This is a genomic window from Pseudomonas cuatrocienegasensis, assembly GCF_900110925.1.
In the GTDB taxonomy this organism is placed as follows: Bacteria; Pseudomonadota; Gammaproteobacteria; order Pseudomonadales; family Pseudomonadaceae; genus Aquipseudomonas; species Aquipseudomonas cuatrocienegasensis.
Window position 1 is genome coordinate 1 of sequence record NZ_FOFP01000035.1, and the last position, 11,633, is coordinate 11,633.

Consider the following 11,633-nt stretch of genomic DNA (forward strand, 5'->3'; position numbering starts at 1 on the left):
GAAGCGACCAGCGCCCTGGACTACGAGTCCGAGCGGGTGATCCAGCAGAACATGCAAGCCATCTGCAAGGGCCGCACAGTCATCATCATTGCCCACCGGCTGTCTGCCGTGCGCGATGCCAACCGCATCCTGGTTATGGACCGCGGGCAGATCGTCGAACAAGGCAGCCACGCCGAACTCCTCAGCCACCAAGCCGGCCACTACTCGCGCCTGCACCGTCTGCAACACGGCGGTGCCGCATGAGCGCCAAACGCGAGTTGATCAACCGCTACCGCCAAGCCTGGCGGCATTCCTGGCAACAGCGTAAAGCCATGGATGCAGCGCCACGCTTGAGCCATGAAGTGCAGTTTTTGCCCGCCGCCCTGGCGCTGCAGGAAAAGCCCGTACACCCCGCACCGCGGTATATCCAATGGGCCCTCATGCTGTTTGCTGCCCTGACCTTGCTCTGGGCCTGCATCGGCGAAATCGACGTGGTGGCCACCGCCAGCGGCAAGATCGTCCCCAGCGGCAAGACCAAAATCATCCAGCCCAGCGAAGTGGCGGTGGTCAAAGCGATTCATGTCTACGACGGTCAGCACGTCAAAGCCGGCGAACTGCTGGTCGAGCTGGATGCACAGATCACTGGGGCCGACGTTGACCGCCTGAAAAGCGACCTGCTAGCAGCCCAGGTCGACCGGGCTCGGGCCAGTGCCTTACTCGCTGCCATCGAGCAGCGCAGCGAGCCGCCCAACCTGGCCGCGCTGATCCCCGACGCCAGCCCCGACGCCCAACAAGCGGCGCAGCGTTGGGTACAGGGGCAATACCTGGAACTGCGCAGCACCCTCGACCAGAGCGACGCGGAGATCGAGCAGCGCAGCGCGGAAATCCAGTCGGTGCGCACCAGCATCGCCTCCCTGAACCAAACCCTGCCCATCACCCGCGAACTGGCCGCCGACTACAAACGCCTGCTGGACAAACAGTTCATCGCCAAACACGCCTACCTGGAGCGCGAACAAGCCCGCCTCGACCAAGAGCGCGAACTGGCCCTGCAACAAGCGCGCATCGCCGAACTCAGCGCCGCGAAAAAAGCCGCCGAAAGCCAACAAAACAGCGTACTCGCGCAAACCCGCCGGACCATGCTCGACCTGCAGCATGAGGCAGAGCAACGCGCCGCCGGGCTGGCCCAAGAACTTAAAAAGGCCGAACAGCGCAACCGCCTGATGCACCTCACCGCCCCGGTAGAGGGCACCGTGCAGCAACTGGCCATCCACACCAACGGCGGCGTGGTGACCGAAGCCCAACCGCTGATGGTGATCGTGCCGACCGATCAACCCGTAGAAGTAGAAGCCATGCTGGAGAACAAAGACATCGGCTTTGTCCGCCCTGGCCAAGAAGTGGAAATCAAGGTCGAGACCTTCAGCTTCACCAAATACGGCGTCGTCGACGGCGTGGTGCAAAGCATCTCCAACGATGCGATTGAAGATGAAAAGCTTGGCCTGGTGTACAGCGCACGGATACAGCTTAAGAAGAACACAATTCAAGTGGGCGAGAACCTGATTGCGTTGTCGCCGGGGATGGCGGTAAGGGCGGAAGTGAAGACGGATAAGAGGAAGGTGATTGATTACTTTCTCAGCCCGCTTAAACAGCACACAGCAGAAAGCTTGAGCGAACGCTGACGAATACCGCCTTGCCGTAGAGCCAGCATGCTGGCGATCAAGGGCGAAAAGTAACAACCGTGGGCTGGGGTAAGCACAGAGCGATACCCAAGCAGTGGCGTAATACCAATAGCACGTGCAGGGAGCAGCGGTATGCGAGTGTTGTTTATCCACCAGAACTTCCCGGGCCAATTTCGCCATATCGCCGCGTATTTGGCCAAACAGCCGGGTGTTCAAGTATTGGCCATCGGCCGCGAGCAGGCACCAGGGCTGCCAGGGGTGCGGCTGTTGCGCTACAAGCCCCATCGCACAGCAAGCGCTCACACTCATCTTTATGTCCGTAGTTTTGAAGACGGCGTACTGCATGGCCAACAAGTGTTGCGCCTCTTGTTGGACCTCAAAGCCAAGGGCTACCGCCCGGACGTAATAGTCGCACACCCCGGCTGGGGCGAAACCCTCTACGCCAAGGATGCCTTTCCGCACGCCAAGCTGATTCATTTCTGCGAGTACTACTACCAGACCCAGGGGGCCGATGCAGGCTTCGATCCCGAGTTCCCCCTGGAGATCAACGGCGCCGCCAGCATCCGCAGCCGCAATGCCCTGCATCTGCTTAACCTGGAAAATTGCGATGCCGCCATCACCCCGACCCATTGGCAGCACAGCCTGCATCCCAAGGCGTATCAGGACAAAATCCAGATCATCCACGAAGGCATCGACACCGCTAACCTGGGGCCAAACCCTGAGGCGACCCTGCAACTTCCCAGCGGCAAAGTGCTAAAGGCCGGTGAGCCGATCATCACCTATGTGGCGCGCAACTTGGAGCCGTATCGAGGCTTTCACAGCTTTATGCGTGCGCTGCCGAAAATCCTCAAAGAGCACCCAACTTGCCAAGTTGTGATTGTCGGCGGCGATGGCGTCAGCTACGGCAGCAAGCCCAAGGATGCGCCCAACTGGCGAACCAAGCTCTTAGCGGAAAATCCGGTTGATCTAGAACGGGTGCACTTTCTCGGCAAGGTGCCTTACGCCACTTACAAGAAGGTGCTGCAAGTCTCGGCAGTGCATCTCTACCTGACTTACCCTTTTGTACTGTCCTGGTCGCTATTGGAAGCCATGGCGAGTGGGTGCTTGGTTGTTGCATCGGATACCGCGCCGGTACGCGAAGTTATTCGCGATAAAGAAAACGGTCTGATGGTGGACTTTTTCAAACTGGACGAAATAGCTGAACGAGTTTTGCAGGGGCTTACCAAGCCAGAGAAATTTAAGGAATTGCGTAAGGCGTCCTATATAGCGGCGCAACGCTATTCCATAGAGCATGGAAATGACCATTATCTTCAGCCAATTCTGGCGAGTGCTGCCTGCCGCCAACCAGAGCCGACTATCAGCCGAGTTGTCAGTTGAATGGTTTTGCCAAGCCAGACGAGCTGCCGGATCAATGCGTAGGAGTTGACATGGAAGAAAACGTACAGGGCAGCGTCGTGCCGGAAAGTTTGGGGGCACTCGGTATTTGCGGCCGCCATCTATCACCTTGTTGCCTTGCGAGAAGATCGGTAACCAATAGCTAGGGAGCAGCGGCATGATCGCTCTACTTTATATTGCATTTTTCGTGGCCTATGGATTGGTCACGATTTTCGTAATTAATAAATCTTACGGTTTTACTAAGCTCCGTTACGGCAAGGGCTGGGTTGGTGGTTGGCTTGCTGCGTTAGTCATGTACAACCTGGTATTTTGGGATTGGATACCGGTCTACGTGATGCACAAATATTACTGTTCAACCGAGGCCGGGTTTTGGGTATACAAAAGCCCGGAACAATGGATTAAAGAGCATCCAGGCATGGTCGGAGAGAAGTGGGGTAATGACTATGGATGGCCAGTGGAGCGTTTATCCAATGACCACTGGAAGACTTGGTATTCCAGCAAGATTTACTCCGAGACCCTTAGGCAACCTAAATTTTTACATGGTTTACGTAAAAATGAGCAGTCTCTTGTCGATTCAAATACAGGAATGCTTCTTGCTCGTGTAGTTCAGTTTGAGAAAATTAATGAGAGTGCACTATCTGTTGGTAATGCTGCTTTTACAGATTTTAAGGTTTGGTTAGCTATTGGCGGTAACTCTTGCATTAATCCTAATGGGAAGGATTATCAGCTGGGTTTCGCAGAAAATTTTCGGATGCTTATTAAGCTTGGACAGGGATGTGGGAAATGACTACTACAAATATTGAATTTGCGGCGAATATGGCTGAACTTGCAGAGGCATCGTATGTCTTGTTTAATTTGAATGACCCGTCAACAGCTTTAATTAATTCCGGTTTTTCTGTCACTCAAGCTGCCGAATTCGTAACCAATTGGGCCGTGATCGACCACTTGCCGGATGATCCTGTCAGTGATTTTTCCGCGACATTATTCAAGTCAGATGCAGATGGTGCATATGCGCTCGCCTTTCGAGGTGCGGCGGGTGTCGTGGATGATTTATTGTATGCCGATCTTGGCAAGATTGTTCTTAAAAGCCGAGCTATCGACCAAGTTTCTGATCTTTATAATCTATCGTCTTGTTGTGCTGGGAGAAGAGTGAATACAAATGATCTGGAGGCAGTAGCATGATCGCCCTAATTTATATTGTATTTTTCGTGGTCTATGGTCTTATTTCAATTTTCGTAATTAACAAATTCTACCGATTTTCCAAGCGGCGTTACAGTAAAGGTTGGGTTGGTGGTTGGCTTGCCGCTTTGCTCATGTATAACCTGGTATTTTGGGATTGGATACCGGTCTACGTGATGCACAAATATTACTGTTCAACTGAGGCAGGGTTTTGGGTATACAAAAGCCCGGGGCAGTGGATTAAGGAAAATCCGGATATGGTTGGACGAAAGTGGGGTGTTAATGAGATTGGAAAATATGAAACCATCAATGAAGATACCCACCGATCTTGGTCGTCAGATCGTATTTATATGGAGTATACGCAGACTCGTAGCTTTAACGATGCAATCGGGCGTAGCGAAAGTGTGCTAGTTGATAAGGCGACAGGCAATGCCTTGGCCCGAGCAATTGAGTTCTATCGTGGCAGTCCAGGTGCTCTAGCCTTGGGAGCGAACTCGTTAAGCGACTACAAAATTTGGCTGAGCCTGGGACATCGTAACTGTGGGCCGACGACTGCTATTCAGGGGTTTATGGATTTTTTTAGTAGCAATCGCTACGCACTCGAACAACTAGGGAAGGGGGAAGTAAAATGACGGATATTGCACATATCGCCGATATGGCAGAGTTGGCCGAGGCATCCTATGCCGATCTTCGACTGGATAAGGATGTTGCAACGGAACTTCGGAACGCTGAATTCAATGGTGGCCAGACTTTTTCTGCCACCCAGGCAGCCGAATTCGTAACCAATTGGGCCGTGATCGACCACTTGCCGGATGATCCTATCAGTGATTTTTCCGCGACATTATTCAAGTCAAAAGCAAATAGCGAGTACACCCTCGCTTTCCGTGGCACAGCTGGCCCTATTGATGATCTAGCGTATGCCGACTTTGGTGATATTGTGCTTGATGGCTTAGCTGTCGACCAAATTATTGATATGTACAATTACTACCAAAAGCTCACGAATACTGGCGCCTACGAAGGCGTGATGCTTAAGAAGGTCATGTACGAAGCCGAGTTAGGTAGATCGCCTGCCGAATATGCGCAACAAAACGGATTTCTTTATCTTAAGGGTATGTCAGGAATTAATGGAGATATCTCTGGTGTGTATGAAGTGGTGTCTGTGTCGTTCACGGATGGTCTAGGCGTAATCAATGCCACGACTCCCTTGCATGTAACAGGCCATAGTCTCGGCGGACACTTAGCGGCTGCTTTCTCACGTTTATTTCCCGGTATTACCACCGATGCCACCATGGTCAATGGCGCTGGTTTCTCTACGGGCAACCCTCTCATTGCTAATAACTTTAACGTAACCAATCTATTTTCTATGCTGGGTGGCGCATCCGATTTTTCGTCGGACAAAATCACTAATTACATTGGTAGCGGTTTAACGGTTGTAGCTCAGAACGAGTCAATCGGTCTTAAGCAGCCCGGCGGCATAACTACGGTTGGAATTGAGAGTAGTAGTCTAGGTACTACCTTCGGTCACGGTGCTGGCCAAATGACAGACTCATTAGCGGTAATGAGTATTCTTTGGCAGCTCGATAATACCCTTAGTATTGCTCAGCTTAACCAGTTGCTACTAGAAGTGAGCAGCGACGCCTCGCAAGCACTAGAAACAGTGATCAATACAGTGGCCAAGGTTTTTGGTTACGACCCGATCCCATCTGGTGCGGATAACTTAGGTCCAGGCCGCGAGGCATTTTATGCCACGGTGGAGCAGATCCAGGCGCGGCTAGATCTCATCGGTGTAACTAGCCCATTTTCGGTCACCCTTCTGGGTGGACGTACGGGCTCCGATATTGCCACGTTAGCTGGTAATGCCGGCACTGCCGCCACTCCAGAGAATTTGGCGGTACGCTTTGCCCTCAGTGAGCTAAGCCCTTTCGCCATTGTGGGATATAACTATGACAGCAGCGCCCTGTCGGTATACAACCCTGAAACCGGTCAAGGGGCGCTTACTCAAGAGTGGATGACTGATCGCTCCGCTATGTTGGCGGGTCTCATCAAAAAATGGACTATTAGCGAGAATCAACAAGTTACCGACTTGGCGGCGAAGGACGGTTTCGACTACCAAGATTTCGCTTCAGGGCAAGAAGTACTGGTCCTCCCTGATCCTTTCGTTGCAATTCAACCACTTGTCCATCGCGTGTACTTCGGTAGCGATGGCGCAAACACTCTTGAGGGCAATATAGGTAACGACCGCTTCTACGGCATGGGTGGCAACGACATTCTCAAGGGCGAAGCCGGAAACGACTACCTCGAAGGCGGTAGCGGCAACGACATCCTGAACGGCGGCAAGGGCAACGACACTCTTGTTGGTGGTGCTGACGATGACCGCTATGAGTTCTCGACCGGCGATGGTCACGACATGCTGATTGATATCGATGGGAGTGGTGGGCTGTGGATAGACGATGTGCATTACACCCTGGCGCAACGCTTGGCTCCTGACGCCGACAGCTGGCACAGCGAAGACGGCAAGATCAAGTTCCTGCGCTCCGGCAGCGACATGCTGGTGTTGTATGGGCAGGGCGACAGTATACGGATTCTCAACTACGTGCCGGGGGCACTGGCACTGGGACTGGGGGTTGAGGAATTCGAGCCCCCTGTCGATAACGGCGCGGTCAACGGTACTGCAGATAACGACAGCTTGGATGGCTCGACGGGCAGCGATCTGATAAGTGGACTAGAAGGTAGCGACCGCATTTTCGGCGGAGCCGGTAATGACCAAATTTATGGCTACAAAGTGGGCGAGTTTGGCGTGGCCAATCCTTTGTCTGAGGGCAGAGGCATAACCGGGGATTGGCTCGATGGTGGAGCGGGAGATGATTTGTTAGTTGGCTCTAACGGCCAGGATGGATTATTCGGTGGTGCTGGGGACGACACCATTATGGGTGGTGATGGCGATGACATCATTATTGCTGATGGGGTGACCTCTAATTTAATGCCCAATCTGTTTCTTCAGACCTATAGCATCGATATTGGGCAGGAGAAGCAGTTGATCGCCTTTGTTTCCGGAACGGCAGGTTATGCTCCGCTGGAGCAGGCGGGAAACGATGTCGTTTTTGCTGGAGAGGGCAATGATTTTGTTGATGGCTACGCTGGCGATGACTACATAGAGGGTAACGCCGGGCATGACTACCTACTCGGTGGTGAAGGGAACGACACGCTGGTTGGTGGAACTGGTAATGACACGCTTATTGGCGATGGCTTCGATGGGGTGTCAGAAGATAAGCCCAACGCACGCATGCCTGGCGACAAACACGGTGATGACATATTGCTCGGCGGCGAAGGCAATGACCTGATACTGGGCAATGGTGGCCATGATCGGCTGTTTGGCGATGAAGGCAACGATACATTGTTTGGCGATGATCGAACCACGCCCGCTGAATATCATGGCAATGACTACCTTGACGGTGGTGCGGATCGTGATGTGCTGTTTGGTATGGGCGGTGACGACACCTTGCTGGGCGGGGATGGTGATGATTTTCTGTCGGGCGAGGATCATCAAAGTTCGGATGATGTGTCTTCGCTTACGGGTAATGATTGGTTATATGGCGGTGCTGGTAAAGACACCTTACTCGGGGGGAATGGCAACGACTACCTAGACGGTGGAGATGATGACGATTCCCTCTGGGGAGGTACCGGGAACGATACTCTGTTGGGCGGCGCTGGCGCTGATGTCCTCTTGGACGAAAGCGGGAATAATTTATTCGATGGTGGCCTCGGAAATGACACCCTTCAAGGCGGGGAAGGAAACGACCGTTACATATTCAACCAAGGTGACGGTATAGATACGATAAAGGATGCTGGGGGTAGGAATAGTATAGAGTTTGGTTCTGGTTTCAGTATCGATAATATTAAAATTGATCTTGTTCTAACCAATTCTGGTGAGAAAGCCTTGCGGATTGCCAATGGCGGTGGCGACGCTTTGATTATCTTTGACTACTCAAAGTGGGCACAGTCGAATTTTGTCTTCGCCAACGGACAAGTATATTCATACTCTCAGTTCATGAGGCATCTTTCTACTCCGGTCGATCTGACCGGATCTGGTTCGGATGATGAATTGGTTGGCGGCAAGGCTGACGATGTGCTCAATGGCTTAGGTGGTGCAGACGTTCTAATCGGTGGGCAAGGAAACGATACCCTGCAGGGTGGTAGTGGGGATGACCGTTACGTTTTTGCTGTCGGCGATGGTGTTGACTTTTTGAAAGATGAAGAGGGCATCAACTCTGTTATCTTCGAGCAAGGAATTACGCGAGAGTCATTGATCTTTGGTCGGGCTTATAATTCTGAGGGTAATAGTTACCTTACTGTTACTTATGAAGGCGGTACTATATACATCGAAAATGGAATGACCGGCGCTGTTTCTCATTTTTATTTCGATGATGGGTCTTCTTTGGCTTTGAGTGAGGTTCTGGCTGAGGTGGGGGGGCTTACTCTCTTTGCGCCCGACTCGGGAGGGCATCTACTGGGAAGTGACGCCGGAGACATTCTTTCAGGAGGCCTAGGCGACGACCTCATAAATGCCGCCGCCGGAAATGATCATCTCTATGGCAACGAAGGTAACGATACCTTATTAGGTGGTGCAGGTGACGACCGTATTGCAGGTGGTTCTGGCAATGATCACCTGCAAGGGGACGCAGGAAATGACACCCTCATAGGTGGCCAAGGGGATGATACCTTGCTTGGTGGTGAGGGGGATGATGGGCTTTATGGCGGTGACGGGAATGATTTGTTAGTCGGCGCTGAGGGCAATGACACGCTTTCTGGTGGAGCCGGGGACGATACTTTAGAGGGCGGGGCGGGGGTTGATACATATCTCCTTACTTCTGAGTCAGGTCATGACATTCTTCGAGATGTTGAGGGCGAATACTCAGTTTTGAGATTGGCTCGTGACATTGATCTTGCGGATCTGCAGAGTCGGCGTGAGGGAAGTGATCTGCTGATTGTAAATAAAGATAATAGTCAAAGCCTGCGAATTGAAGATTATTATTTGAATTCCACGGGCTGGAGAGTGACAGATGAAGACGGTCACGAACAGTCCATGGAGGAATTTGTCGCTGAGCTTTCTGAGGGCGTCTCGGTAGATATATCTTTCTGGGAGCGAAAATTTAAACGCCAAGTTCAGGCTGAATTTGCGGCGGAGCAAGAGCGGCGGGGCGCTGAGCTAGAGGCTGACGGGTACTTCCATAGTTACAGTAGTGGCAAAGGATGGGAGCATGACTATGCATATAGGGCGGTGTTTAAAGAATTTAACTACGATGCCGAGCCTGAGCGCGAATATGATGGGTTTTATTATTCGCATATATACGGGGCGAGTAAGTATCGTAATGAGGTCGCTGTGTCAAGCAGGCCTGTTTATAGCGCTTCCTCAGGTGGTCGTTTTACTGCTGGAGGAGGTGGGGCTACTTACCTCTCTGCCAATGATCTACAAAAGTTGAGCAATAATCAGGGTTCGGGATTTAGCGTGCCCGGCACTTACACACCTGTGTACTCTTCAACTGAACCAGATAAGGTTGTAGGGGTAATCCTAGAGTCAAATCAGGGGCAAGCTTCTGGTTCTGGATTGCAATCAAGTGTTCTTACATACAGTAAATATCGTTCATGGACAGATACGATTTATAAAGTAGTGATAGGTGATGATCAGGGGCGTGCCTATAAGGTTACCCAGGGGCATATTGTCCGTGGTGGTTCTGGTGATGATCTGATGAGGGGGTACCCCGTAGAAAGAGCAAGTATGGGGGTCTTCCTGTCGGGCGGCGACGGTCAAGACACCCTTTTAGGTTCATACGGTGCTGACTATTTAATTGGTGGAGCAGGAAATGATCTGCTGATGGGTGGCGGCGGAGCCGATACTTATGTTTTTTTCTCCGGTGACGGAGTCGATATCGTTAATGATTTCCCATTGCCCTCTTATCCTGATCTATTTGGTGAAGGAGCATACAGCTATCTCGAAACGACAGAGTCTACCCACCTCGATAAAGTAGTTCTGCCACCAGATGCAAACTTAAATAATATAAGCCTTTCATGGGGTAAAGTGCTGGCGGAGGTGAATTCTGGCAGAGCTGAGTGGTTCCAGGCAGGTGGGAGTCAGGAATGGTTCTATGATGATTTTAGTGATGTGAATAATCTAAATGTCCATCGCTCAATGAGGGTCTCGTTAACTCTAGATATTGCTCTTGATAGCGGGCAGTTGATTCGAGTCGTTATGCCTTCGCCTGATAGTCCACAAGGCTCCGGTATAGAGCTCTACCAGTTTGCTGATGGCTCGATTCTGTCGCAGAAGCAATTACTAGAATATTTTGGTTTGAGCACAATTCCAGATATATCAATGGAAGGGCATGAGCTAAGAAGCAGTGATGTGGCAGCGCAAGGATATGAAATGCTGCCCTTGCAGGGTATGTTAGGTAATGACACCTTGCATTCTGGTGCTGGCAATGATTATTTGCTCGGTGGGGGTGGGGATGATATTTTTTACGGTAGTCACGGTTTAGATATACTGGATGGCGGAGAGGGTAAAGATAGTTATTATTTTTATAACGAAGATTCTTTTGGCTTGTCGAATATAACCTATATACGTGATAGTGATGGTTTGGGTGCCATCTTTGTTGATGATGTCATGCTCGACAAGTCCAGGCTTATCGCAGTAGGGGTTAATGCTTGGGGGAGCAGGGATGGTTCGTTTAGTCTGCAGTTGGAGGGTGAGTCGGGTGATTTAATTATTTATCTTTCCCTGGGGAGTGTTGTTTTAAGGGATTATGCTCCGGGTGAATTTGGGATTGATCTGCCGGTCTTGAACCCAGAAAACATACTTGCTGAATTGGTGGTAAATGGTGGTGAGCCTTGGGAATATTTCATACCGCTTGTTCCTGATGCAGATGGAATGTTGCCCGAGCTGACTGCGGTTTTGGATAATGATGAAGCTCTGCCCCAGTGGTTGCAGTTTGATTCGTCTAGTGGGCGGATTACGGGCGCCTTTGAGCGAATAGATCAAAGTGAGCATATTATTTTTACCGCCACTTATCCGGATGGTTCTTTTGTTCAGTATGAACTGTTGTTGTATTCGGATTGGAATTATGTGGAAGGCACTGATGAGTCCGATGTTCTGGAAGGGACCCAATGGGCTGACTTTATTTCCGCATGGGCTGGCGATGATGAAGTATCGGGTGGAGCAGGTAACGACTGGATAGAAGTTCATGAAGGCAATGACACCCTGAATGGTGGAGCGGGAGCAGACACCCTCTTTGGTGGTGAAGGTGATGATCTGCTCGACGGAGGCTCAGGCCATGATCTGTTGTACGGCGATGCCGGTAACGATCAATTGTCAGGCGGTGATGGTGATGATCTGCTTGACGGCGGTTCAGG

5 protein-coding genes and 2 pseudogenes are annotated in these 11,633 nt (G+C 51.4%); all 7 read left to right on the forward strand.

Going from position 1 to position 11,633, the window contains the following annotated elements; translation table 11 throughout:
• Positions 1–243, forward strand: a pseudogene (locus BMW49_RS24030) (type I secretion system permease/ATPase); the annotation flags it as partial.
• The gene (locus BMW49_RS24035; protein WP_090391103.1) at positions 240–1,655 is read left to right on the forward strand and encodes an HlyD family type I secretion periplasmic adaptor subunit; all 1,416 of its coding nucleotides are present in this window, start codon (positions 240–242) and stop codon (positions 1,653–1,655) included. The pseudogene BMW49_RS24030 and the gene BMW49_RS24035, both read left to right, overlap by 4 nt.
• Positions 1,656–1,787: 132 nt before the next feature.
• Positions 1,788–3,032, forward strand: a complete 1,245-nt coding sequence (locus tag BMW49_RS24040) for a glycosyltransferase family 4 protein (protein WP_069522488.1) — start codon at positions 1,788–1,790, stop codon at positions 3,030–3,032.
• Positions 3,033–3,207: 175 nt separating this feature from the next.
• Positions 3,208–3,837, forward strand: a complete 630-nt coding sequence (locus tag BMW49_RS24045; protein WP_069522490.1) for a hypothetical protein — start codon at positions 3,208–3,210, stop codon at positions 3,835–3,837.
• Positions 3,834–4,232: a hypothetical protein gene (locus tag BMW49_RS24735; protein WP_139133879.1), complete on the forward strand. Its 399-nt coding sequence runs from the start codon at positions 3,834–3,836 to the stop codon at positions 4,230–4,232. Before BMW49_RS24045 ends, BMW49_RS24735 begins: the two co-directional genes overlap by 4 nt.
• Positions 4,229–4,861 carry a hypothetical protein gene (locus tag BMW49_RS24050; protein ID WP_069522493.1) on the forward strand — a complete coding sequence of 211 codons (633 nt, stop codon included), beginning with the start codon at positions 4,229–4,231 and terminating at the stop codon, positions 4,859–4,861. Before BMW49_RS24735 ends, BMW49_RS24050 begins: the two co-directional genes overlap by 4 nt.
• A pseudogene (locus BMW49_RS25270) lies at positions 4,858–11,633 on the forward strand (hypothetical protein); the annotation flags it as partial. The gene BMW49_RS24050 and the pseudogene BMW49_RS25270, both read left to right, overlap by 4 nt.

Bases quoted from the DNA above. Each gene is read 5' to 3' on its own strand.
- BMW49_RS24045 (WP_069522490.1), top strand. From the start codon at position 3,208: ATGATCGCTCTACTTTATATTGCATTTTTCGTGGCCTATGGATTGGTC.
- BMW49_RS24035 (WP_090391103.1), top strand. From the start codon at position 240: ATGAGCGCCAAACGCGAGTTGATCAACCGCTACCGCCAAGCCTGGCGG.
- BMW49_RS24050 (WP_069522493.1), top strand. From the start codon at position 4,229: ATGATCGCCCTAATTTATATTGTATTTTTCGTGGTCTATGGTCTTATT.
- BMW49_RS24735 (WP_139133879.1), top strand. From the start codon at position 3,834: ATGACTACTACAAATATTGAATTTGCGGCGAATATGGCTGAACTTGCA.
- BMW49_RS24040 (WP_069522488.1), top strand. From the start codon at position 1,788: ATGCGAGTGTTGTTTATCCACCAGAACTTCCCGGGCCAATTTCGCCAT.